The following is a 21874-nucleotide window of genomic DNA, read 5'->3' as shown; positions in this document are numbered from 1 at the left end:
ATCTCAACCTGGGCGGGACGTTACACACGCACCATGCGCAACGGCAAGGCGCGAAGCCGCGAACCTGCGGCGCGCAAGGCGATTGCCCGGACCGGACTTGCCTTCTAGGTCTTGGGACGACTATGAGCGGGACGACGCCGCAATATTCATCAGACGGTGAAAAGGGAGAGCGATGGGAAAGATCTACGCTGACGTCGGGTCCGCGCTTGAGGGGCTGATCTTCGACGGCATGACGATCATGTCCGGCGGCTTCGGCCTGTGCGGCATTCCCGAGAACCTGATCGCCGCTCTGCGCGACAGCGGCGTCAAGGGTCTCACCGTCATCTCCAACAACGCGGGCGTGGACGGCTTCGGGCTGGGCCAGCTGCTGGAGACGCGTCAGATCGCCAAGATGATCTCGTCCTACGTCGGCGAGAACAAGGAGTTCGAGCGCCAGTACCTGGCCGGCGAGCTGGAGCTGGAGTTCAACCCCCAGGGCACCCTGGCCGAGCGCATCCGCGCGGGCGGCGCGGGCATGCCCGCCTTCTTCACCGCCACCGGCGTCGGCACCCTGGTCGCCGAGGGCAAGGAAGAGCGCACGTTCGACGGCCGCCGCTACATCATGGAGACCAGCCTGGTCGCGGACCTGGCCATCGTCAAGGCGTGGAAGGGCGACGAGCGCGGCAATCTTATCTTCCGCAAGACGGCCCGCAACTTCAACCCGATGATGGCCACGGCGGGCAAGGTGACGGTGGTGGAGGTCGAAGAGATCGTGCCCGTCGGATCGCTCGATCCCGACCACATCCACACGCCGGGGATTTACGTGGATCGCATCGTCCAGACCGTATCCGAAAAGCGCATCGAACAGCGCACCGTCCGCAAGCGGGAGACTGCGTGATAATGGCTCGTAATCGCGAACAACTGGCCGAACGCGCCGCCCAAGAGCTTCAGGACGGTTTCTACGTGAACCTGGGCATCGGCATTCCGACCCTGGTGGCCAACTACATCCCCGAAGGCATGACCGTCACGCTTCAGTCCGAGAACGGCATGCTGGGCATGGGCCCCTTCCCCTATGAGGGCGAGGAAGATCCCGACCTGATCAACGCCGGAAAGCAGACGATCACCGAAATCCCCGAGAGCAGCTATTTCAGCAGCGCCGACAGCTTCGCCATGATCCGCGGCGGCCACATCAATCTGTCGATCCTGGGCGCGATGGAAGTGGCCCAGAACGGCGACATCGCCAACTGGATGATCCCCGGCAAGCTGGTCAAGGGCATGGGCGGCGCCATGGACCTGGTCGCGGGCGTCAAGCGCGTCGTCGTGGTCATGGAACACGCCAACAAGCACGGCCAGTCCAAGGTGCTGAAAGCCTGCACCCTGCCCCTGACCGGCACCGGCGTGGTCAGCCGCATCATCACCGACCTGGCCACCTTCGACGTCAAGCCCGACGGCGCCGGCCTGGAGCTGATTGAACTGGCCGACGGCGTCGCCCTGGACGAGGTCGCGGCCAAGACAGAGGCGGCCTACACGGTTTCGGAGAATCTCAAGACGGCCTGACCGTCGGCGACGATGACGGCGTGCCTGATGAACCCTCGACATGAGGCGGGCACGTCGGCACGGTGTCAGCCGAAGTCTGCAGGCCGCCGACCACAATCTGAATGACGGGCTCGTTCCAATGCTCGTAGCTCGTCATCCCGGAGGGGACCGTGCAGACCGAGGTTTCGGCAGGTCCGCGCGCCTGTCCGCCTACATACCTCACGATGAAACCGGAATACTTCAGCCCCTCGCCCTGGCTGTTTTCGACCTTCAACAGCGACCCCACATCCCGGCGCGCGTGCAGTCCGAACCGGATCGTTCCAGGCGCCGCCTCGTTCAGCGGCTCGCGCGACCCTTCCGCAGGCGGCAGGACATCGCGAACCTCAATGCGGTCCACCTGAATCAGGTCGTAAGTTCCATTCGCATTCCGCCGCAGGGTCGCCCGCTCGCCTGCGGCGACGTTCAGTGTGCCTTGAACAAAGCCGGACCGCCGGCCTTCGAACTGTTGAGGGGTTGGCGGATACGCCAGCGGCGCGTCCTGCAGAAGAATCCCAGCCATCAGGGCGGCAAACAGCATGACGATCTCCAGTTGCGCTACAGCTAGCCTTTATCCCTGCCGATCCGTCAAGGGTTGAAGAAGCGGCCCCAGGATCAGTCTTGAACGTCCATCCTACGATAGGCGCCGCCGACAAAGGCCATCGTCAGCGGCGCCTGAAGGCCCGTCAGCACGATCGCGGAGATCACCCAGCCCACCGTTCCCGACAGCAGCCCCGCGCCGCACAGCAACACCAGGGCGATCTTCGGCGCCGCCGTCACGGTCAGGCCGATCAGCAGAGGCCAGAAGGCGCCGCGTGCGATGGCCATGCTGTGCAGCGACACCATATGACCGCGCCCCAAGGTCGCCGGGGCGAACAAGGACAGCCGCACGCTGAAGGCCACGACGGCGAACAGGGCGAAGGCCGTGACGACCGCCAGCAGGATCAGCTTCCACGCCGGCCCGACCGCGCTCCACTGACGCAGTTCGATGGCCTGGGCGTTCAGTTCGGCCATGCCGAAGACGGCCAGCAGCGCCAGGGCGACGACCGACAGGATCATGGCCATGAAGACCGCGCACAGCAGGCCCGCCCCCAGCAGCAGCAGTTCTGGCCGTCCGAACTGAAGCCCGACCGGCCCCAGGCCCAACCCGCGCGCCTGTGTCAGGTCGTCGGTGATGGCGATCCGTCCCAGCGCCCCGGCCAGCGCCAGCGTCGCGGCCAAGGCCAACATAGCCCAGATCAACCCGGCCGCGTCTACCGCCAAGGGCCGCGCGCTCCAGACCACGGCCGCCAGCAGGATCGCGCCCCAGGCGCCCCGCCACATCCGGGCAAGGTCCGCCCCGCCGCCGTCAGCGTCTCCCCCAGCCTCAGTCCGTGCATCTCTCCCCCAATACGATCGTCCGATATAGCCGCGCACCATGACACGGCGCCAGCCAGTGGCTAGAAGGCCGCGATGACTGTTTCCTCCTCTTCCCCGCCCGTCCATGTCATCGGCGGCGGCCTGGCCGGCTCAGAGGCCGCCTGGCAGATCGCCCAGGCCGGCGTACCCGTCGTCCTGCACGAGATGCGCGGCGCGCCAGGCGTAAAGACCGACGCCCACCACACGGACGGCCTGGCCGAACTGGTCTGTTCCAACTCCTTCCGGTCGGACGACTGGGAATACAATGCCGTGGGCCTGCTGCACGCCGAGATGCGGGCGCTGGATTCGATCATCATGGCCTGCGGCGACGCCCATCAGGTGCCGGCCGGCGGCGCCCTGGCTGTGGATCGGGAGGGTTTTTCCCAGGCGGTCACGGCCAGGCTGGAAGCCCATCCGCTGGTCAGGATCGTCCGCGAGGAGATCGCCGGCCTGCCGCCGGAAGACTGGGACAACGTCATCGTCGCCACCGGCCCCCTGACGTCGCCCGCCCTGGCCGAGGCCGTGCTGAAGGCGACCGGCGAGGAAAGCCTCAGCTTCTTCGACGCCATCGCCCCCATCGTCCACGCCGACTCGATCGACTTCGACATCGCCTGGCGTCAGTCGCGCTACGACAAGGAGGGGCCGGGCGGAGACGCCGCCGCCTACGTCAACTGCCCGATGGACAAGGCCCAGTACGACGCCTTCATCGACGCCCTGCTGGACGGCCCCAAGGCCGAGTTCAAGGACTGGGAAAACGTCCCCTATTTCGACGGCTGCCTGCCCATCGAGGTGATGGCCGAGCGGGGCCGCGAAACCCTGCGGCACGGCCCGATGAAGCCCGTCGGCCTCACAAATCCGCGCGACCCGACGGTCAAGCCCTACGCTGTCGTGCAACTGCGCCAGGACAATGCGCTGGGCACGCTGTTCAACCTGGTCGGCTTCCAGACCAAGCTGAAGCACGGGGCGCAGGCGGAGACCTTCCGCATGATCCCCGGCTTGCAGAACGCCCAGTTCGCGCGCCTGGGCGGTCTGCACCGCAACACCTTTTTGAACAGTCCGAAGTTGCTGGACAAGCAGTTGCGGCTGAAGGCCATGCCGCGCCTGCGCTTCGCCGGTCAGGTGACGGGCGTCGAAGGCTATGTCGAGAGCGCGTCCATGGGTCTGCTGACCGGCCGCCTGGCTGCGGCTCAGGCGCTGGGGCGCGATCTGTCGGCCCCGCCGCCCGAGACCGCCATGGGCGCGCTGGTCGAACACATCACCGGCGGACACCTGGAAGGCTCCAAGTTCCAGCCGATGAACATCAACTACGGCCTCTTGCCCCCTTTGGAGGCGCCCAAGATCGACGAAGACGGCAAACGCATCCACCCCAAGGAACGCGGCCGGGCCAAGAAGCGGCTGATGAGCCTGCGGGCGATGGAGAGCCTGAAGGTGTGGCGGGACGCCGGCTAGACCCGCCCCCGCAGCGTCGCCCATAGCAGGCGCAGGCGTTTGAGCGGCTCGGGCTCGTCCTGACGGATCAGGGTTGCCGAGGCCACGGCGGGAAAGGCGGAAATCGGAAGTCCCTTCAGGGCGGCGTTTGCGCCCGATCGCGCCGCCTTCGCCTCTTCCACACGTCCGACCTGGCCCAGGGCTCGCATCCGACCGGCCTCGATCACCCTGTCCGCATGGCCCGGCCCGGCCAACACTTGCACCGCCGCCTGCATCGGACCAACGTAGAAGGCGTCCAGGTCGTGAGCCTCGCCGTGGACGCGACCGATATGCGCCTCGATCAGGGCGTCGAAGGGGGCACGGTCCAAGGCGTGGCGCGCGACCAGGTCGGTCAGGACCTCCAGCACCGGATGACCCTTGCGGGGGACGCCCGCGAAGACCCCGTCCATCTGTTCCGCCCACCAGGTGTAACGCATCTCGGCCAGCAGGGGCTGGGTGACGCGCGTCGGAATGGCCATCAGTTCGGCCTCGAAGGCGTAGAGGGCGATCAGATCGGCGCGCGCCTGCGGATCCGAGACCAGGCGGCTGGACAGCCAGCGATCCAGGTCGGCCCCGCGAACCTGGGCTTCCAGCGGGGACGCAGCCTCGGTCACGGTCAGGCCGCGCGCGACACCGCGAAATCGGCCAAATCCTCCAGCGCCGCGCGCCAGTCGGAAGCGGGCAGAACCGCCAGAGCGGTCTTCGCGGCGTCGGCGTAATCGCCCGCCAGGTCCAGGGTCGCGCCGATGGCGCCGGAGCCGACCACCAGTTCACGGGCGCGGGCGAAGTCGTCGGGCGTGCGCTCGCCCCTGGTCACGGTCCGCTCCCAGAAGGCGTCCTCGCGGCCCCGTGTCCGGGCGACGGCCAGCAGCAGCGGCAGGGTGGCCTTGCCCTCGTTGAAGTCGTCGCCGGCGTTCTTGCCCAGGGCTTCGGCCGTCGCGCCATAATCCAGGGCGTCGTCGGCCAACTGGAAGGCGACGCCCAGCGCCATGCCATAGTCGCGCAGCGCCTTGACCGCCTCGGCCGAGGCGCCGGCCCCGACCGCGCCCGCCTCGGCGGCGGCGGCGAACAGTTCGGCGGTCTTGGCCGAGATGATCTGCAGATAGGTCGCCTGGTCCAGGTTCAGGTCGTGGGCGCGGGTCAGTTGCAACACCTCGCCTTCCGAGATCACGCGCGACGCCTCGGCGAGGATGCCCAGCGCCCGCATCGAATCGGTCTCGACCATCAGTTCGAAGGCGCGCGCGAACAAAAAGTCGCCGACCAGGACGCTGGTCGGCGCGCCCCAGATCAGATGGGCGGCGACCTTGCCCCGGCGCAGTTCGGACGCATCGACGATGTCGTCGTGCAGCAGGGTGGCGGTGTGGATGAACTCGACCGCCGCGGCCAGCTTCTTGGGCGAGGCGATGTCGCCGGTCGCGCCTGCGGCCCGGGCGGCGGCGACGGTCAGCAGCGGACGTAGCCGTTTGCCGCCCGCCGACACCAGATGTTCGGCCAGCTTCGGAATGATCGGCACGTCCGACTGCATCCGGTCCAGGATCAGGGCGTCCACGGCGGCCATGTCGCCCTCGGCCAGCCGGACAAGGGCGTTGACGTCCCCCTTGGGGCGGGGAGCGGCGGCGAGAGCGACTTCCAAGAGATACTCTTTCACTGGCGCGGCGAACCGCGTCGAAGGTTTGGCGGCCGGTTCGGCTTGCCCCGGCGCACTGCGGCGCACAATGATGTTCACCCCCTTGAGGGTCAAGGAGATTGAGGCTTGGACGCGGTCGAAACGACGCCGCCGCAGATCGTGGAGAACGGGCTGCTGAACGGACGGGTGCGGCTGCGCCAGCCCGCGCGCGGCTATCGCGCCGGCATGGATGCGGCCCTGCTGGCGGCGGCCGTCGACGCCTCGCCGGGCCAGACGGTGATCGAGGCCGGATGCGGCGCGGGCGCCGTGCTGATGCAGATCGCGGCGCGGCGGCCGGGGGTCGTCCTGACGGGGATCGAGCGCGATCCGGCCATGGCGGCCCTGGCGATGGAGAACGCAGCGCTGAACGGCATGGAGGCGACGGCCACGATCCGACAGGGCGATGTCGCGGCGGGCTTTCGCGCGCTGGGCAGGGCGCCTGCGGACTGGGCGGTGTCGAACCCGCCCTTCTTCGACGACGCCAAGGCGCTTCGCGCCCCGTCCGAGGGCAAGCGGGGCGCCTGGATGGCCGACGACGGGTTGCGGGCCTGGACCGGCTTTCTGCTGAAGGCCGTGCGCGAAGGGGGGCGGATCGTCGTGATCCACCGGGCGGACCGGCTGGCGGACCTGCTGGCCTTGCTGGGCGACAAGGCGGGGTCCTTCGCCGTCAGGCCCGTTCATCCTTTCGCGGACGAACCGGCCAAGCGGGTTCTGGTCCATGCGGTCAAGAGCGGCCGGGCGCCGCTGCGCCTGTTGCCCCCCTTGGTTCTGCACGACCGCGAGGGCGGCAAGCACAGCGCCCAGGCCGAGGCCATTCTGCGCGGCGAGGCGGCGCTGGAGTGGTGAGCCGGGTGGTCATTCGCCGCCAGACGCCCTAAATGCCGCCTCCCCGACAACAAACGAGCCCCGAACAGTGTCCGCCGACCATCTGCCCGACGACCTCAAGGACGGCCTGATCGCCGTCGGCGAGGCCGCGCGCGATCTGAAGTCGCCGTGGTGGATCTTCGGCGGGGCGGCCATGGCGCTCTACGGCCTGACCGACCTCCATGTGCCCGACGTCGACGTGCTGTGCGCGCCGCGCGACGCCCGCGCCCTGCTGGCGGCGCTAGGCGGCCATGTGGAGCCCGATCCGGGCGAGGGCCTGTTCCGCTCGGCCGTGTTCGGCCGGGCGCCGGACCAACCGATCCTGATCGAGGTCATGGCCGGGCTGGAGGTGCGCGACGGCGGCGACTGGGCCGAGGCGGCCTTCTCTTCGCGCCGCCAGGTCTTCGTCGAGGACACGCCCCTCTTCGTGCCCGACATCCGGGACCACATCGCCCTTTACCGCCTGTTCGGCCGCCCCAAGGATCTGGCGCGGGTCGAACTGCTTGAACGACTGATCGCCTGATGCCCTTCCCCTACCAGATCACCGCTGTTGAAGGCCGCGCCCGCGCCGGCGTGCTGAAGACCGCGCGCGGCGAAATCCGCACCCCCGCCTTCATGCCCGTCGGCACCGCCGCCACGGTCAAGGCCCTGACGGTCGACCAGGTCGCGGCGACCGGCGCCGACATCATCCTGGGCAACACCTATCACCTGATGCTGCGCCCCGGCCCCGAGCGGATGGAGCGCCTGGGCGGGCTCCACCAATTCATGGGCTGGGACAAGCCGATCCTGACCGACAGCGGCGGCTTCCAGGTCATGTCCCTGGCCGGCATCTCCAAGGTGAAGGAAGAGGCCGTCACCTTCTCCTCCCATATCGACGGCTCCAAACATGTCCTGACGCCGGAACGGTCCATCGAGATCCAGGCCGACCGCATCGGCGCCGACATCTCCATGCAGTTGGACCAGTGCGTGGCCTATCCGGCCGAGAGGGACGCCGCGAGAAAGGCGATGGAGCTTTCCATCCGCTGGGGCGCCCGCTCCAAGGCCCGGTTCGGCGCGCGCGAAGCCCAGGCCCTGTTCGGCATCCAGCAGGGCTCGACCTTCGAGGATCTGCGCCGCCAGTCGTCGGAACAGCTTCAGGAAATCGGCTTCGACGGCTACGCCATCGGCGGCCTGGCCGTGGGCGAAGGCCACCAGGCCATGTGCGAGGTGCTGGACTACGCCCCCGAATTCCTGCCCGCCGACCGTCCCCGCTATCTGATGGGGGTGGGCAAGCCGGTCGATCTGGTCGAGGCGGTGTGGCGCGGGGTGGACATGTTCGACTGCGTCCTCCCGACGCGGGCCGGCCGCCACGGCCAGGCCTGGACCTGGGACGGGCCGCTGAACCTGAAGAACGCGCGCTTCGCAGAGGATCAGGACCCGCTCGATGAGACGAGCCGATGCCCGGCCTCGTCCGGCTATTCGAAGGCCTATCTGCACCACCTGATCCGGGCGGACGAAATCCTCGGCAAGGTGCTGCTGAGCTGGCACAACATCGCCTTCTATCAGGCGCTGACGGCGGCCATGCGGGCGGCGATTTCGGAAGGCCGATTCGAGCGGTTCCGCCGCGACTTCCACGCCCGGCACACGTCGAACGGCTGACGCCTATCGGTGCGGCCGGAACCAGCTGGGGGCCGCCGGAGGCGTACAGTTTCGCTGCATCCCCATGCCCTTCAGGAAGGCGCGGCGAATCCGGCCGGCCTGGATGGCGGACTGGACGTGCTTGGAATGCTGGTCGGCCCCGCTCAGGCGGCGAATCCAGCTGCGGCCGGGGATGAAGTCCGTGGCGGTGTCGCGTATGGCGTCCAGCGTCGCCTTGGCCGCCGCATCGGCCGCGCGCTCGCTGAGATAGGAGCCGTCCTGACGCGGCGGCTCGTCGGTGTCCGGTCCCAGGGCCTCGTCCAGCCGGGCGACCTCTGCGCCGATGGTGGAGCATCGGTTCAGGTTGCGCAGGTCGTAGGGATTGGCCTGGGCCTGAAGCAGGACAGTCGGAATGATCTGGCGGCGCAGGTTGAAATCCTCCAGCGGCGCGGTCGCCGCCGCCGCGAACCCCGCACCGACCTGTTCGGCCCCGCCCACGGCCGAACGCCCGGCGTTGCACCCGGCCAGACCGCCCGCCAGGCCGCCGACCGCCAACATCACGCAAACAACGGTTCTCATCCGATCCTTAGACCATGCCCTGCGACGGGCGCCAAAGGCCGCGTGTCGTCCCAGACAGCAGAAGCCCGCCGAAGCGTGTCGGGTTTCAATAGGCGTGATTCACAGCCTCTGCCACTAAGCTCAGGACCCATTGATGTGAGGCGCGCGATCTGATTCAGGCTCCTGAGGAATCTGGATATGAGTGACCTGTATTGGCTGACAGACGAGCAGATGGCTCGGCTGGAGCCCTATTTTCCCAAGAGCCACGGCAAGCCCAGGGTGGACGATCGCCGGGTGTTGAGCGGGATCATCTTCGTCAACCGCAACGGTCTGCGCTGGCGGGATGCACCGGCGGCCTATGGGCCGCATAAAACGCTCTACAATCGCTGGAAGCGGTGGAGTGAAGCCGGTGTCTTCGTTCGGATGATGGAGGGCCTGTCCGGCGCTCAGACCGAGCGTCGGACTGTCATGATCGACGCGACCTATCTGAAGGCGCACCGCACGGCCTCGAGCCTGCGGGTGAAAAAGGGGGCCTGGGGCGGCTGATCGGACGCACCAAGGGCGGCATGAACACCAAGCTTCACGCCGTGACCGATGCGAACGGAAGGCCCATCAGCCTGTTCATGACGGCAGGTCAGGTCAGCGACTACACCGGCGCCGCCGCCCTGCTGGACAGCCTGCCCCGCGCCCAGTGCCTGCTGGGAGACCGGGGCTATGATGCGGACGGGTTCAGGGACGCTCTACAGGCCAGGGGGATCACGCCCTGCATCCCTGGCCACAAAACCCGTACTGAACCCATCCGTTACGACAAGCGCCGCTACAAGCGGCGAAACCGGATCAAAATCATGTTCGGCAGGCTGAAGGACTGGCAACGGGTCGCCACCCGCTACGATCGTTGCCCGACCGTCTTCCTGTCCGCCATAGCCCTCGCCGCAACCGTGCTCTTCTGGCTATGAGTCCTGAGCCTAGGTCAGCGCGGCCTCGGCGGTGCGGCGGGTGGCGCTGAAAGCCGAGACGGGCGGCCACGGGGTCACAGTCGCGGATATTGGCCAGGAACTGGTTGCCCAGCCCCTCGCCCTTGGACGCGCCGCGCACGAGGCCGGCGACATCGACGACCACATTTACCGGCGGGCTGCGCTGCGACGGCCTGAGCGCGCCCTTCATGCTCGACGGACCGATGAACCGGGAGGCCTTCCTGATCTATGTCGATCAGGGGTTGGGCCCGACGCTCAAACCCGGAGACATCGTCGTCATGGACAACCCTCCCGCTCATAAGGGCGATCAGGTCCGCGACCTTATCCGAAAGCACGGCGCAACCCTGCGCTTCCTGCCACCCTGCTCGCCGACCTGAATCCCATCGAAATGGCCTTCGGAAAGCTCAAGGCCTTGTTGAGAGCCGCCGCCGAGGCGACCATGACCGCCCTGTGGGACCGCATCGCCGATGTCCTCAAGACCTTCACGCCTCAAGAATGCGCAAACGACTTCCGACACGACGGCTATGCGCCAACTTGAGCGCCGAATGCTCTAGCGCAACTCCGGCGCGGCCGCTCGCCGCTGGGAACGACGGATTCCAACTAACAAGAATCCTCCGCCGGCGACCAGATAGGCTCCGCCGATCAGCGAAACCGCAAATCCGATCCCGCCGAGGGCGACGAGCGGCGCGACGACCCAGGGGTTGAGGAAGGGTCCCAGGAACATGGCGACGACATTCAGTCCAAGCGCGCGATCATGCGATGGCTCAGGCACGCGCTTGATAATCTCGGAGGCGATGGTGGCCTCGACCACGCCCATGCCCAAACCGGTCACGAAGGATGCCAGGACAAACCAGGCGTTGTTCGGCGCCCAGACCGCCAGCACCAATCCCCCGCCCATAGTTGCGGAAATCCATACGAACATGCCGCCAAAGTCGAGCCAGCGGCGCATGAAGCCGTAGCAGAAGCCGCCCAGCGCACCGAAAAGCGACGACACGGCCAGCAGCGTTCCGATGGTCGACGACGCCGTCACCCCGTGCGATTCCAGCAGGAAAGCACCCTGGATCGCCATCATGAACACGCCGATCGTATATGCGGTGAGCAGCACATAGATCGGCCAGATCGCGAAGACGGGCCCCCAGCTCGGCCCTTGCTCCCGCCGTTTGACCGCCGTCCGCCCGCCGACGCCGATCGCGAGCGGAATCAGGACCGCGCTGATGAGATACAGGAGGAAGGGCGCCCGCCAGCCGAAAGCCTCGACCAACTGACCGCCCAGGGCCAGCATGAGGACCGCCGCCAGCGACCCGGTCATGGACATGAACCCTAGGATGCGCTCGCGCGCCTGGCCCTCATAGTACTCGCCGACCAGGCCGTAGGCCGTCGTCATCAGCACGCCCGCCGAGAAGCCGAGAATCGCGCGGCCGACCAGCATCGGCGCCAGCGTATCCACGACATAGCCGACGCCCCCGCCCAGCGCATAGGCTATCATGAACAGGATCAGTGTCGTGCGTCGGCCCAGACGTTCGGCGATCAGCCCGGCGCACCCGGCGCCCACGATCATGAGCAGCATGGGCAGGGTCTGGATAAGCTGGGCCTGGCTCGTGCCGAAGACTCTGGCCAGATCCAGAAGGCCGGGCGCAATCGCCAGCACGATCATGGCGATGAGGGCCGGGATCAGCATGCACAGGGCCAATATCCCCGGTCCGCCCCGGGGCGGGTCCCTTGGAAGATCATGGGTGGCGGTCATGGCGAGGATGTCCTTCTGCATCAGGCGGATGAGATGTCGGGGCGTCAGACGCCGAAACCGCCGGAGACGGAAATCTGCTGGCCGGTGATGTAGTTGGCCTTGGCCGAGGCCAGGAACACGGCCGCCTCGCCGATATCCTCGGGCCTGCCCCAGCGTTTGAGCGCCAGCATGCGGTGGGTGGCCTCCACCCATTGCGCATCGAAGGCGCCTCGCTCCAGCAGTTCCAGGAACATGCCGGCCTCGATGACGCCGACCAGGACGCTGTTGGCGCGGATCTCGTGCCGGCCCTCCTCCTTGGCGATGCCGCGCACCAGGGCTTCATTGACGGCCTTGGGCGCCACCGACAGGCCGTCGCGCTGGGGCCAGTACTGGTCGCCGGCGGAGCCGAGGTGGACGAAGGAGCCGCCGCCGGCCTCGCGGAAATGCGGCAGGGTCGCCTGGACGGCGTTGAAGAAGCCGAAGGTCTCGGTCTCCAGGGCAAGCCGCCATTGCGCCTGGGTGGTCTCGGCCAGCAGAACCTGATCGACGACGGGTCCGGCGCCCCAGACCACGGTGTGGATCCGGCCGTGCGCCTCGACCGCCTGCGCCAGGGTTTCGCGGACCTGGTCCTCGGCCGTGACGTCCACCCTGTGGGCGGTGGCCTTGACACCCTGGTCTTCGAACGAAGCGGCCAGAGCTTCAGCCCGCTCCTTCTTGGAGCGGTAGCAGATCGCCACGCCCGTTCCAGCGCGGGCGAAACAGGCCGCGACGCCCTGGCCGATGCCGCCGCTGCCGCCAAAGATCAGCGCCGCGCCGGCGGGAAAGTCCGCATCGGCCATATTCCGAACCCTTATCGGCCCCTCCGACAGCCCATCGGACCTGAAGCGGCGCCTTTGAAACGTTTCCATCCTCCGAAGCAAGGCTTCGGCGGGCCTGTTTTTACGCATTTCATCTGCGCAGCAGCCTTGTCACTGCAGTTTGCACGATATTTAAGGGCAAGCAACCACGCAAATCGCGCGGGATAATAATGGAGGAAACCATGTCCATCGAAGCCCGCATCGCGAAACTCGAAGCCGAAAGCGACATCCGTCGCCTGAAGGCGCGCTACTGGAACGCCTGCGACGCCAAGGACGTCGCCGCCATAAGGGCCTGCTTCACCGAAGACGCCGAGCTGGATTACCCGCCATTGGGCCAGTTCGGTCTCGACGGTCTCATCGAGATCTTCACGTCCATCGCGGTCGGGACCCCGGTGGTGGATGTCCACCAGGGCCACAACGCCGAAATTCGCGTCATCGACGGCGACAACGCCGAGGGCGTCTGGAATTTGGGTTTCTCGACCTTCAATCCTGCCGTGGGCGCCTACAGAACGATCGCCGGCATCTACCACGACCGTTACGTCCGCACGGCCGATGGGTGGCGGATAGCCTACAGCCGCCATCAGCCTCGCTCGGTCGTGGACGGCCAGATGGGCGCGGAGGGAATGACCGGCGCATGGAGCCCCGGCTGACACGCCGCATCACGGGGTCAGGATGCAGTATTTGAGGTCGTGCTTGATGAAGGTCTGGCCGAGGCTGTAGCGAACGCGGCGCACGCCGGGGATCTTGTCGATCGTTTGGTGCAGGTAGTCCGTCAGGTCTCGGCCGTTCTCAACTAGGGTCATGGCCAGAATGTCCGCGCGGCCCAGGGTGGTGGAGACGAAGCCGATCTCTGGAAGCTCCGCCAGGGCGGCGGCCAAGTGCTGGATGTCCGCGGAAGTCTCGGCCTCGATCCATAGATAGGCCAGGAACGGATTGCGCAGCCGATTGGCGTTGGTCACAGCCACGACCCGGATCACCTCATCGTCGAACAGGCGCTTCAGCCGGGCGCGGATGGCGCCTTCGGTCAGGTTCATTTCCCGGCCGATCTCGCGGTTGCTGACTCGAACATCCAGGGTAAGGCGTTCGATCAGCGCGCGGTCGAGATCATCCAGAGCCGAGGCGCTCATAGCGGCGCCCATTCGGGATTGTATTTCAGCACGTTCAGCGCCAGGGCCGGATACACCCGCGCTACGCCGGGCGTTTTGGCGACGACCGTCGTGAGCATGGTCTCCAGTTCCTTCAGGTCGCGGGCGATCACCTGGATTTCCAAGTCATAGAAGCCGACGGTGACATTGACCGTGGTGATCTGCTCGTGCCGGGCCAGGTCCTGTCCGACATCCAGGGCCGAACGGCCTTTCACCTCGACGCCGACGGCGGCCAACGCCTCGAAACCCATGGCCCGCAGGTCGCGAAGGGCGATCAGGCGCAGGACTCGCTCGTCCTCCAGGCGACGCGTACGGGATCGAACGGTCGCCTCGTTGGCCCCGATGGTCCGGGCCACTTCGCTGTAGGACGCCCGGCTGTTTCGACGGAGCACGGCGATGATGCGCTCGTCGATCTCGTCCAGCACGAGTTGGTCGCCGGCTTCGCCATCGCTTTTTCGTCCCCGCGACCGGCGCGGCGCGGCATTGGAATCCGCCATCTACTACTCCACGGCGACTGAACACGGTCACGCACGCCGTGAATGCGCCTAGCCCGAAAGGCAAGTCAACGTCGGCGCGAGTCCGAAGGTCGGCGTCTTGTCGCGACGCGGCTGGGAGATATGGTCTAGCCGCGGTCCCACTTGTGGCCCCACAGGCTCTCCTTGAGGCTGAAGGTCGGGGTGAAGGAGGACCAGTCCGGACGCAGCCCGCCCGTGCCGTACTCCAGGTCGCAACCGGCCGGGGTGCGCATGTAGAAGGACACCATCTCGTCGTTCGAGTGCTTGCCGAGGGTCGCCGAAATGTGGACCCCGGCGTTGAGGGCGCGGTCGTAGCCCCGTCCGACATCGTCCAACGTCGCCACCTCCACCATGAAGTGGACCAGCCCGCTCGGAACCGGGATTTCGCCCAGGGCGAGGCTGTGGTGCCGGGGATTGTCGCAGTGGAGGAAATGGAAGCCCAGGCCGGGATCGTCGGGCCAGCCTTGCATGAAGAACCGCGCCTCGTCGCTGTCGCCAAAGCCCAGGACCTGGGTGTAGAAGTCATAGGCCGCGGCCAGGTTCTGGGCGGGCAGGACGACATGGCCCAGTCCCATTTCCCCCGTCACGAAACCGGCGACGCCGACCGGAGAGATGAAGGGCCGATAGTCTAGCGTGTGGCCCCAACCGATCTCCAGACGATTGCCGGCCGGATCCGTGCACCGGAACATGGCCTGGAACGACCGCGCCCGCGCTTCCGCCGTCGATGCGGATTCCGTCGCGACGCCGGCGGCCTCGACGGCGGTGCGGGCAGCGGCGAAGGCGGCGCGGGTCGCGCACTGCCAGCCCGCGACGAGGAAGCGATCCTGGGCGCCCTTTTCGACCCGGACGCGGAAGGGACGCCCATCCATGCGCAGCAGCAGGGCGTCGTCTCCGCTGTCTTCGGCCTCAGCCATGCCGACGATCTCGCAGCCGAAGCGGCGCCAGGCGTCGAGGTCGGTCGTCTCCAGGACGATATAGGCAAGAGATTGGATGGTCATTGAAACTCCTTCGATCTAAGCGCCGCGGCGGTCGCCGGACGCGACGGGAAAGGTGGGTTCAGCGCACGATGGCGGGGTGGGGAATGCGGGGCTCGCCCAGCATCTCGCGGTAGGACGGGGGTTCGCGGCCGCCCGTGTCGGTCAGACCGTAGATCCTGGCCTGCTCCGCGCCGATCAGGGTGCGGCCGGACAGGGCCATCCGCTCAACGTCCGCATGGATGGCTGCGATCAATTGGCCGGTGAACTCCGGGGTCTCCGCGACCGTCATCATCTCGTCATACTGGCCGGGGCGCCGCTTGGCCGACCAGGCCGTCCGCTCGGTGACGAGAGGCCCCATCCAGATGGAGACGGCGGCGACGTCGCTGTCCCGCAGATCGACCGCCATGTCGGCCGCGAACTTGTCGAGGCCGGCCTTCTGCGCCCCATAGGCCGGCCCGTGCATATAGCAGGCCGAACCGAAGGAGGAGGTGAAGGCGATCAGCCCGCCGCCCGTGGCCGCCATCAGCGGCGCCGCATAGTAGCTGGCGACATAGGCCGACCGCAGCCCGACATCGAGAATGTCCACCTGGCTCAGGGGCTTCTCCCAGAAGGGGCCCGGATCGACCAGGGTGTCGTCGATGGTCGTCGCATTGTTGACGAGGATGTCGAGCCGCCCGGTTTCCGCCCGGATGCGCTCCAGAAGCCCGGCGACGGCCGCGTCGTCCCGATGATCGACGGCGCAGGCGATCCCTTGCCCTCCGGCGTCGGTGACGGCGGCGGCCGTGGCGCTGATCGTGCCGGGAAGCGGTGCGTCCCCCTCCACCACGGAACGGCCGGTGAGATAGACGGTGTACTTCGCCGCGCCCAGCGCACGGGCGATCCCGGCTCCCGCACCCCGACTGGCCCCTGTCACAAGGGCTACCTGTTCGCCATCCGCCATGATCGTCCTCCATGCCGCGCCGTGTGAGCGCGATCGTTATTTGACGCTTGCGGCCGATGCGGCCAGCCCGCCTTCTATACGCGATACGCAAAGATATGAAAATAGTTTGACGGAATGCGTAGCACGGATCACTATATGACTGCGAAAAATGATGCGCCGTTTAACGGACGCCCGCTGGAGGAAGTCGAATGTCCAACCTTGCCGCCCTGGCGACGAAAGCCGGCGACGCGCCGTCTGCAGAGGTTCTGATCGCTCGCGCCCATGCGCTGGCTCCCGCCCTGCGCGCTCGTGCGGCCGAGGCTGTCGCCGGGCGCCGAATTCCGGCCGACACCATCGCGGACCTGCATGCGGCAGGGCTGTTCCGGATTCTCCAGCCCCGCCGTTGGGGCGGCTATGAGATGCATCCGAACGTCTTCTTCGAGGTGCAGCAGATCCTTGCCCAGGCCTGCATGTCGACGGGCTGGGTGTTCGGCGTGGTGGGGGGGCACCCCTATGAACTGGCCCTGTTCCCCGACCAGGCGCAGCAGGATGTCTGGGGTCGGGACGACACGGTGCTGGTGTCCTCGTCCTACCAGCCGGTCGGAAAGGTCGAGCGCGTCGATGGAGGCTTCCGCCTCTCGGGCCGCTGGGGCTTTTCCAGCGGTTCGGACCACTGCGACTGGGTCCTGCTGGGGGCGATGATCCCGCCGCTGGAGGCCGGAGGGCCGCCGGACATGCGCACCTTCCTGGTGCCGCGCACCGACTACGAGATCGCCGACGCCTGGCACGTCTTCGGCCTCCAGGGCACCGGCAGCCAGGACGTCGTGGTGGACGGCGCCTTCGTGCCCGAGCACCGCACGCACCGCAGCATCGACGGCTTCCTGTGCCAGAATCCGGGCCAGGTCGAGAACGACGGTGCCCTGTATCGCCTGCCCTGGGCCCAGGTCTTCCTGCGCCTGGTGTCCACCGCCGCCCTGGGCGGGGCGACCGCCGCCGTCGAAGGGGCGCTGGAAATCACCCGTTCCCGCGTCTCGACCAATACCGGAAAGGCCTCGAAGTCGGACCCTAACGTCCTGGCCGCGATCGCCGACGCCCATGCGCAGATCGCGGAGATGAGGGTCGTATTGCGCAACAGTTTCGACACCCTGATGGACCTGGCCGAACGCGGCGAGACCATCCCCCTCCAGACCCGCGCCCTCTATCGATATCAGTCGTCCAGCGTGGTGCGACGCTGCGCGGCGCTGGTCGACCGGCTCATGCCCCTGCTCGGCGGGCGGGCGGTCTATATGTCCAGCCCGATCGTGCAGCCCTGGCTCGACCTGAACGCGGCCCGCGCCCACGTCGCCAACGACCCGAACAACATGGCGCCGGACCTGGCCAATGGCCTGCTGTCCGGCGAGCCGCCGGCCTTCCCCTTCCTCTAAGGCGCCTCGTCATGTCTCTCGCCCTGACCTCCCGCCGCATCCCCGTCGCCGGGGGCCACGAGATCGTCGTCGCCGAGGCGGGCGACGGTCCCGCCGTCGTCTTCATCCACGGCAGCGGCCCCGGAGCCTCCGGCGTTTCCAACTTCCGGGGCAATATCGGCGCCTTCGTCGACGCCGGCTTCCGAGTCCTGGCGCCGGACCTGATCGGCTATGGCGGATCCTCTAAGCCCGACGACATCGACTATACCCTGCAACTCTTCAGCGACACGCTGTACGAGGCTTTGCGCGCCGTCGGCGTGGAACGCGCCGTGCTGGTGGGAAATTCCCTGGGCGGCGGCATCGCCCTGCAGATCGCCCTCGATCATCCCGAATTCGTGCACCGACTGGTGCTGATGGCGCCGGGCTGCATCGAGGAGCGCGAGGTCTATTTCGCCATGCCGGGCATCAGCCGAATGGTGGTCGATTTCACCAGCGCCGAGTTTTCGCTCGACGACCAGCGCACCCTGGTCTCCCGCCTGGTGTTCGATCCGTCCGTGGTTTCGGACGCGCTCGTCGCCGAACGCTATGCGGTGGCGCGCACCCAGCCCAAGGCGGTGCTGGCGCGGATGCGGACGCCGAATCTGGCGGCCCGCCTTTCGGATATCGCGGTCCCCATCCTCGGCTTCTGGGGCGCCGAGGACGCCTTCTGCCCCGCGTCCGGCGTCCGCCACTTCGAGCCCTGCGCCGATGCACGCTTCGTCACCTTCACGCGCACGGGCCACTGGGTTCAGGTGGAGCGGACGGCGGCCTTCAACTTCATGACGCTGGAGTTCCTCAATGGCTGACCGCGACTGGGCCGGGTCGCTCTATCGCGCGCTCAGGGATGGGACGACCATCGCCCCGCCGAGCGAGACGGACCCCTCGCTGACGATCGACGACGCCTACGCCATCTCCCTGGCCGTCCTCGAACGACGCCTCGCCGACGGCGAACGGCTGATCGGCAAGAAGATCGGCGTGACCTCAAAAGTGGTCCAGGACATGCTCGGGGTCGATCAGCCCGATTTCGGCTTCCTGACCGACGTCATGCTGGTCGAAGACGGCGTGATCGACATGGCGGCGCACGGGCTGATTTCGCCCCGGGCCGAGGCCGAAATCGCCTTCTGCCTGAAGGACGATCTGGAGGGACCCGGCGTCACCGAGGCGGCAGTGCTGGCCGCGAGCGACCGGATCGCGCCCTGTTTCGAGATCGTCGACAGCCGCATCGCCGATTGGCGGATCGGAATCGTCGACACCGTGGCCGACAACGCCTCCTGCGGCGTCTTCGTGGTCGGCGCCGCCCGTGCGGACCCGGCGGCCTATGACCTTGCGGCCCTGCGGGTGACGGTTCGCAAGAATGGCGGCTTCCTGTCGGAGGGGCTGGGATCGGCCGTCCAGGGCTCGCCGCTCGCGTCTGTCGCCTGGCTCGCCAACACGCTGGGCCGATACGGCGTCGGGCTGAAGGCCGGCGACATCATCCTGTCGGGCAGTCTGGTGCCGCTCGAGCCGGCCCGGGCCGGGGACCGGTTCGACATGACGCTGGACGGCGTCGGCGCGTGTTCCGTGCGCTTCATCTGAGGAGAACGATCATGAACTCGGTCAAGGCGGCCATCATCGGATCGGGCAATATCGGCTCGGACCTGATGATGAAGATGATCCGGCGTCCGGAGGCGATGACGCTGGCTGCGGTGGTCGGCGTGGACCCACAGAGCGACGGCCTGGCGCTCGCCCGCAGTCACGGCGTCTGGACCACTCACGAGGGCCTCGAGGGCCTGCGGGCCTGGGAGGGCTATGCCGACATCGGAATCGTCTTCGACGCGACCTCCGCCTACGCCCATCGCGATCACGACAAGGCCTTGCGCGCCGACGGCAAGCTGATCGTCGACCTGACCCCGGCCGCGATCGGCCCCTTCACCATCCCCTCGGTCAATGGGACGGCTCATCTGGGCGAAGCCAACGTCAACATGGTCACCTGCGGCGGCCAGGCGACGATCCCCATGGTCGCCGCCGTCAGCCAGGTCGCCACCGTCCACTATGCCGAGATCGTGGCCTCGGTGTCGTCGCGCTCGGCGGGGCCGGGCACAAGAGCCAATATCGACGAGTTCACGAGGACGACGGCGCGCGCGATCGAAACGGTCGGCGGGGCCGGGCGCGGCAAGGCCATCATCATCCTCAATCCCGCCGAGCCGCCGATGATCATGCGCGACACCGTCTTCACCCTGTCTTCCGGCGCGGACGAAGACGCCGTGCGCGCCTCGATCGAGGCCATGGTCCGCAAGGTCCAGGCCTATGTCCCCGGCTACCGCCTCAAGCAGGAGGTCCAGTTCGAGCGTTTCGGCGACAACGACCCGGTCCACATTCCTGGCCTGGGCGACTTCGCTGGCCTGAAGACGTCCGTCTACCTCGAGGTCGAAGGCGCTGGAGACTATCTTCCGCCCTATGCCGGCAACCTGGATATCATGACCGCCGCCGCCAAGGCGACGGGCGACCTGATGGCGGCCCGCCTCCAGGCCGGGAGGGCGGCGGCATGAGCGCCTTCGACCCCGCCGTCGACGCCCTCTACATCCAGGACGTCACGCTGCGCGACGGCATGCACGCCATCCGTCACAAATACAGCCTGGACGAGGTCCGGGTCATCGCCCGCGCGCTGGACGAGGCCGGCGTCGCCGCCATCGAGGTGGCGCACGGGGACGGGCTGTCGGGCGCCAGCTTCAACTACGGATTCGGCGCCCACACCGACTGGGCTTGGCTGGAAGCCTGCGCCGAGGTGCTGACACGGTCTGTCCTGACCACCCTGATCCTGCCAGGCGTCGGCACCGTCGAGGACCTGAAGCGCGCCTATGACCTGGGCGTCCGCTCGGTCCGGGTCGCCACCCACTGCACCGAGGCGGACGTGTCGCGCCAGCATATCGGCTTCGCCCGCGACCTGGGCATGGACGTCGCCGGCTTCCTGATGATGAGCCACATGATCGAGCCCGAGGCGCTGGCCGCCCAGGCCCTGCTGATGGAGGGCTATGGCGCCCACTGCGTCTATGTGACCGACAGCGGCGGCGCCCTGGACATGGACGGCGTCCGCGCCCGTTTCGAAGCCTATGACCGGGTGCTCAAGCCCGAGACCCAGCGCGGGATGCACGCCCACCACAATCTGTCGCTGGGGGTCGCCAACTCCATCGTTGCGGCCCAGTGCGGGGCGGTCCGCATCGACGCCAGCCTGGCGGGCATGGGCGCCGGCGCCGGGAACGCCCCGCTGGAAGTCTTCGCCGCCGCAGCCGACCGCAAGGGTTGGCGGCACGGCTGCGACGTGATGAAACTGATGGACGCCGCCGAGGATCTGGTTCGCCCGCTGCAGGATCGCCCGGTGCGGGTGGACCGCGAAACCCTGAGCCTGGGCTATGCGGGCGTCTACTCCAGCTTCCTGCGCCATGCGGAAAAGGCGGCGGCCGACCATGGCCTGGACACCCGCGCCATCCTGGTCGAACTTGGCCGGCGACGCATGGTCGGCGGCCAGGAGGACATGATCCTGGATGTCGCCCTGGACATGGTCCGGGCCCGCCCGGCGTCATGACGATGCCCAACGACCGACCGGAGATCGGCGTGGTCGAGCCGGCGGCCGTCGCAGAGGCGACGCGCGCGGCGCTTCGCCGGTTGGCTGGGTCGGTGGCCGTGGTCACCAGCCGTCATGACGGGCGGCGTTTCGCGATGTCGGTAACGGCCGTGGACGCCCTAAGTCTGGATCCGCCCGCCGTGCTCGTCTGCATCAATCGCACGACGGCCATCCATCCCCCGCTGGCCGCCGGCGCCGACTTCGCGATCAATCTGCTCGGCCGCTCGCACGAAGACATCGCCCGCGCCTGCGGCGGTTACATGAAGGGCGACGAACGCTTCACCCTGGGTCAGTGGCGGGACGATGGCGGGGCGCCCGTGCTGGAGGGGGCCCAGGCGACGCTGCTGTGCCGCCAGGACGGCCGGTTCGACTACGGAACCCATACGATCTTCGTCGGCCGGGTCGTGGAGGCGATCTCGGGGGACGTGGTCGATCCTCTGCTTTACGCCGACGGTGGCTACAACGGGCTGGCAGACCTTTCCCAAGCCTCATCGCGGCGTTTTGCGTAAGAATTCTTCTATTTTTCCACGCAAAACGTATATCGAAGAACCATCGATATTGTTTTGCGTCACGATCCGGGTTACTCCTTGGGCACACGAT

Annotated in this window: 25 protein-coding genes and 2 pseudogenes; 15 read left to right on the top strand and 12 right to left on the bottom strand. The window is 67.5% G+C overall.

The genetic code is table 11. The features are described 5' to 3' along the window. Positions 1 to 172 precede the first annotated feature (172 nt). Both DI624_RS03005 and DI624_RS03000 read left to right on the top strand, forming a co-directional pair. Positions 173 to 877 (top strand): CoA transferase subunit A, encoded by a 705-nt coding sequence (locus DI624_RS03005; protein ID WP_291535916.1) that lies wholly within the window; start codon positions 173 to 175, stop codon positions 875 to 877. Between the two features lie 2 nt (positions 878 to 879). After that, entirely contained in the window at positions 880 to 1536 is a 657-nt protein-coding gene (locus DI624_RS03000; protein ID WP_291535915.1) for a 3-oxoacid CoA-transferase subunit B, read from the top strand. On the opposite strand, the gene DI624_RS02995 is transcribed toward DI624_RS03000, so the two are convergent. After that, positions 1523 to 2092 (bottom strand): hypothetical protein, encoded by a 570-nt coding sequence (locus tag DI624_RS02995; protein ID WP_291535914.1) that lies wholly within the window; start codon positions 2090 to 2092, stop codon positions 1523 to 1525. The two genes, DI624_RS03000 and DI624_RS02995, sit on opposite strands and share 14 nt — an antisense overlap. A 74-nt stretch (positions 2093 to 2166) precedes the next feature. Beyond that, positions 2167 to 2874, bottom strand: a complete 708-nt coding sequence (locus DI624_RS02990) for a hypothetical protein (protein WP_291535913.1) — start codon at positions 2872 to 2874, stop codon at positions 2167 to 2169. A gap of 129 nt (positions 2875 to 3003) precedes the next feature. Between DI624_RS02990 and trmFO the strand changes: the two genes are divergently transcribed. After that, entirely contained in the window at positions 3004 to 4398 is a 1395-nt protein-coding gene (gene trmFO / locus DI624_RS02985) for a methylenetetrahydrofolate--tRNA-(uracil(54)-C(5))-methyltransferase (FADH(2)-oxidizing) TrmFO (protein WP_291535912.1), read from the top strand. Here trmFO and DI624_RS02980 read toward each other — a convergent pair. Together DI624_RS02980 and DI624_RS02975 are read right to left on the bottom strand one after the other, a co-directional pair. Next, a complete protein-coding gene (locus DI624_RS02980) occupies positions 4395 to 5030 on the bottom strand; it encodes a squalene/phytoene synthase family protein (RefSeq protein ID WP_291535911.1) in 636 nt (211 codons plus the stop codon). The genes trmFO and DI624_RS02980 overlap by 4 nt on opposite strands. A gap of 2 nt (positions 5031 to 5032) precedes the next feature. Beyond that, the gene (locus DI624_RS02975; protein WP_291535910.1) at positions 5033 to 6049 is read right to left on the bottom strand and encodes a polyprenyl synthetase family protein; all 1017 of its coding nucleotides are present in this window, start codon (positions 6047 to 6049) and stop codon (positions 5033 to 5035) included. A 120-nt stretch (positions 6050 to 6169) separates the two neighbouring features. Between DI624_RS02975 and DI624_RS02970 the strand changes: the two genes are divergently transcribed. From DI624_RS02970 to tgt, 3 genes are all read left to right on the top strand, one after another. Further along, positions 6170 to 6928, top strand: coding sequence for a methyltransferase (locus DI624_RS02970; protein ID WP_291535909.1), 759 nt, complete (start codon positions 6170 to 6172; stop codon positions 6926 to 6928). 67 nt (positions 6929 to 6995) lie between these two features. After that, a complete protein-coding gene (locus DI624_RS02965) occupies positions 6996 to 7469 on the top strand; it encodes a hypothetical protein (RefSeq protein WP_291535908.1) in 474 nt (157 codons plus the stop codon). Next, a complete protein-coding gene (tgt, locus tag DI624_RS02960) occupies positions 7466 to 8584 on the top strand; it encodes a tRNA guanosine(34) transglycosylase Tgt (protein ID WP_291536051.1) in 1119 nt (372 codons plus the stop codon). Before DI624_RS02965 ends, tgt begins: the two co-directional genes overlap by 4 nt. 3 nt (positions 8585 to 8587) lie before the next feature. Here tgt and DI624_RS02955 read toward each other — a convergent pair whose 3' ends face one another. Then, positions 8588 to 9142: a hypothetical protein gene (locus DI624_RS02955; protein ID WP_291535907.1), complete on the bottom strand. Its 555-nt coding sequence runs from the start codon at positions 9140 to 9142 to the stop codon at positions 8588 to 8590. A 177-nt stretch (positions 9143 to 9319) separates the two neighbouring features. Between DI624_RS02955 and DI624_RS02950 the strand changes: the two genes are divergently transcribed. Continuing rightward, positions 9320 to 10077 (top strand): IS5 family transposase gene (locus tag DI624_RS02950; protein WP_291535906.1). Its coding sequence is split into 2 segments (ribosomal slippage): positions 9320 to 9644 and positions 9644 to 10077, totalling 759 coding nucleotides; the frame shifts between segments, so codons are not numbered across the junction. 64 nt (positions 10078 to 10141) lie between these two features. Here DI624_RS02950 and DI624_RS02945 read toward each other — a convergent pair. Further along, positions 10142 to 10234, bottom strand: a pseudogene (locus DI624_RS02945) (hypothetical protein); the annotation flags it as partial. Here DI624_RS02945 and DI624_RS02940 point away from each other — a divergent pair. Beyond that, positions 10200 to 10633 (top strand): annotated as a pseudogene (locus tag DI624_RS02940) (transposase). The pseudogenes DI624_RS02945 and DI624_RS02940 overlap by 35 nt on opposite strands. Positions 10634 to 10645: 12 nt before the next feature. Here the strand turns inward: DI624_RS02940 and DI624_RS02935 are convergent. Both DI624_RS02935 and DI624_RS02930 read right to left on the bottom strand, forming a co-directional pair. After that, the gene (locus DI624_RS02935; RefSeq protein ID WP_291535905.1) at positions 10646 to 11773 is read right to left on the bottom strand and encodes an MFS transporter; all 1128 of its coding nucleotides are present in this window, start codon (positions 11771 to 11773) and stop codon (positions 10646 to 10648) included. 110 nt (positions 11774 to 11883) lie between these two features. Continuing rightward, positions 11884 to 12657: an SDR family oxidoreductase gene (locus DI624_RS02930; RefSeq protein WP_291535904.1), complete on the bottom strand. Its 774-nt coding sequence runs from the start codon at positions 12655 to 12657 to the stop codon at positions 11884 to 11886. A gap of 200 nt (positions 12658 to 12857) precedes the next feature. On the opposite strand from DI624_RS02930, the gene DI624_RS02925 reads away from it, so the two are divergent. Further along, positions 12858 to 13325 (top strand): nuclear transport factor 2 family protein, encoded by a 468-nt coding sequence (locus DI624_RS02925; protein ID WP_291535903.1) that lies wholly within the window; start codon positions 12858 to 12860, stop codon positions 13323 to 13325. A gap of 9 nt (positions 13326 to 13334) precedes the next feature. On the opposite strand, the gene DI624_RS02920 is transcribed toward DI624_RS02925, so the two are convergent. From DI624_RS02920 to DI624_RS02905, 4 genes are all read right to left on the bottom strand, one after another. Continuing rightward, the gene (locus DI624_RS02920; protein WP_291535902.1) at positions 13335 to 13802 is read right to left on the bottom strand and encodes an Lrp/AsnC family transcriptional regulator; all 468 of its coding nucleotides are present in this window, start codon (positions 13800 to 13802) and stop codon (positions 13335 to 13337) included. Beyond that, on the bottom strand, positions 13799 to 14317 hold the full coding sequence (locus DI624_RS02915) for an Lrp/AsnC family transcriptional regulator (RefSeq protein ID WP_291535901.1): 519 nt from the start codon (positions 14315 to 14317) through the stop codon (positions 13799 to 13801). The genes DI624_RS02920 and DI624_RS02915 overlap by 4 nt, the downstream gene beginning before the upstream one ends. A 125-nt stretch (positions 14318 to 14442) precedes the next feature. After that, entirely contained in the window at positions 14443 to 15333 is an 891-nt protein-coding gene (locus tag DI624_RS02910) for a VOC family protein (protein WP_291535900.1), read from the bottom strand. A gap of 58 nt (positions 15334 to 15391) precedes the next feature. After that, a complete protein-coding gene (locus tag DI624_RS02905; RefSeq protein ID WP_291535899.1) occupies positions 15392 to 16252 on the bottom strand; it encodes an SDR family NAD(P)-dependent oxidoreductase in 861 nt (286 codons plus the stop codon). A gap of 188 nt (positions 16253 to 16440) precedes the next feature. Here DI624_RS02905 and DI624_RS02900 point away from each other — a divergent pair, with 188 nt between their 5' ends. The 6 genes from DI624_RS02900 to DI624_RS02875 are packed head-to-tail and all read left to right on the top strand — an operon-like array spanning position 16441 to position 21783. After that, a complete protein-coding gene (locus DI624_RS02900) occupies positions 16441 to 17655 on the top strand; it encodes a hypothetical protein (protein ID WP_291535898.1) in 1215 nt (404 codons plus the stop codon). Between the two features lie 11 nt (positions 17656 to 17666). After that, complete coding sequence (locus DI624_RS02895) at positions 17667 to 18479, top strand: alpha/beta fold hydrolase (protein WP_291535897.1); 813 nt, start codon at positions 17667 to 17669, stop codon at positions 18477 to 18479. Continuing rightward, positions 18472 to 19248, top strand: a complete 777-nt coding sequence (locus tag DI624_RS02890; RefSeq protein ID WP_291535896.1) for a fumarylacetoacetate hydrolase family protein — start codon at positions 18472 to 18474, stop codon at positions 19246 to 19248. The genes DI624_RS02895 and DI624_RS02890 overlap by 8 nt, the downstream gene beginning before the upstream one ends. Before the next feature lie 8 nt (positions 19249 to 19256). Beyond that, the gene (locus tag DI624_RS02885; RefSeq protein WP_291536050.1) at positions 19257 to 20201 is read left to right on the top strand and encodes an acetaldehyde dehydrogenase (acetylating); all 945 of its coding nucleotides are present in this window, start codon (positions 19257 to 19259) and stop codon (positions 20199 to 20201) included. Next, the gene (gene dmpG / locus DI624_RS02880) at positions 20198 to 21235 is read left to right on the top strand and encodes a 4-hydroxy-2-oxovalerate aldolase (protein WP_291535895.1); all 1038 of its coding nucleotides are present in this window, start codon (positions 20198 to 20200) and stop codon (positions 21233 to 21235) included. Before DI624_RS02885 ends, dmpG begins: the two co-directional genes overlap by 4 nt. Next, on the top strand, positions 21232 to 21783 hold the full coding sequence (locus DI624_RS02875; RefSeq protein ID WP_291535894.1) for a flavin reductase family protein: 552 nt from the start codon (positions 21232 to 21234) through the stop codon (positions 21781 to 21783). The genes dmpG and DI624_RS02875 overlap by 4 nt, the downstream gene beginning before the upstream one ends. Positions 21784 to 21874 lie beyond the last annotated feature (91 nt).

Origin of the sequence: Brevundimonas sp. (genome assembly GCF_003248455.1) — a bacterium.
Lineage (GTDB): Bacteria > Pseudomonadota > Alphaproteobacteria > Caulobacterales > Caulobacteraceae > Brevundimonas.
Note: the sequence above shows the minus strand (reverse complement) of the source record. Positions and strands in the feature narration are given on the sequence as shown.

Bases quoted from the DNA above. Each gene is read 5' to 3' on its own strand.
- DI624_RS03005 (WP_291535916.1), top strand. From the start codon at position 173: ATGGGAAAGATCTACGCTGACGTCGGGTCCGCGCTTGAGGGGCTGATC.
- DI624_RS03000 (WP_291535915.1), top strand. From the start codon at position 880: ATGGCTCGTAATCGCGAACAACTGGCCGAACGCGCCGCCCAAGAGCTT.
- DI624_RS02995 (WP_291535914.1), bottom strand. From the start codon at position 2,092: ATGCTGTTTGCCGCCCTGATGGCTGGGATTCTTCTGCAGGACGCGCCG.
- DI624_RS02990 (WP_291535913.1), bottom strand. From the start codon at position 2,874: ATGTGGCGGGGCGCCTGGGGCGCGATCCTGCTGGCGGCCGTGGTCTGG.
- trmFO (WP_291535912.1), top strand. From the start codon at position 3,004: ATGACTGTTTCCTCCTCTTCCCCGCCCGTCCATGTCATCGGCGGCGGC.
- DI624_RS02955 (WP_291535907.1), bottom strand. From the start codon at position 9,142: ATGAGAACCGTTGTTTGCGTGATGTTGGCGGTCGGCGGCCTGGCGGGC.
- DI624_RS02935 (WP_291535905.1), bottom strand. From the start codon at position 11,773: ATGCTGATCCCGGCCCTCATCGCCATGATCGTGCTGGCGATTGCGCCC.
- DI624_RS02930 (WP_291535904.1), bottom strand. From the start codon at position 12,657: ATGGCCGATGCGGACTTTCCCGCCGGCGCGGCGCTGATCTTTGGCGGC.
- DI624_RS02925 (WP_291535903.1), top strand. From the start codon at position 12,858: ATGTCCATCGAAGCCCGCATCGCGAAACTCGAAGCCGAAAGCGACATC.
- DI624_RS02920 (WP_291535902.1), bottom strand. From the start codon at position 13,802: ATGAGCGCCTCGGCTCTGGATGATCTCGACCGCGCGCTGATCGAACGC.
- DI624_RS02915 (WP_291535901.1), bottom strand. From the start codon at position 14,317: ATGGCGGATTCCAATGCCGCGCCGCGCCGGTCGCGGGGACGAAAAAGC.
- DI624_RS02910 (WP_291535900.1), bottom strand. From the start codon at position 15,333: ATGACCATCCAATCTCTTGCCTATATCGTCCTGGAGACGACCGACCTC.
- DI624_RS02905 (WP_291535899.1), bottom strand. From the start codon at position 16,252: ATGGCGGATGGCGAACAGGTAGCCCTTGTGACAGGGGCCAGTCGGGGT.
- DI624_RS02900 (WP_291535898.1), top strand. From the start codon at position 16,441: ATGTCCAACCTTGCCGCCCTGGCGACGAAAGCCGGCGACGCGCCGTCT.
- DI624_RS02895 (WP_291535897.1), top strand. From the start codon at position 17,667: ATGTCTCTCGCCCTGACCTCCCGCCGCATCCCCGTCGCCGGGGGCCAC.
- DI624_RS02890 (WP_291535896.1), top strand. From the start codon at position 18,472: ATGGCTGACCGCGACTGGGCCGGGTCGCTCTATCGCGCGCTCAGGGAT.
- dmpG (WP_291535895.1), top strand. From the start codon at position 20,198: ATGAGCGCCTTCGACCCCGCCGTCGACGCCCTCTACATCCAGGACGTC.
- DI624_RS02875 (WP_291535894.1), top strand. From the start codon at position 21,232: ATGACGATGCCCAACGACCGACCGGAGATCGGCGTGGTCGAGCCGGCG.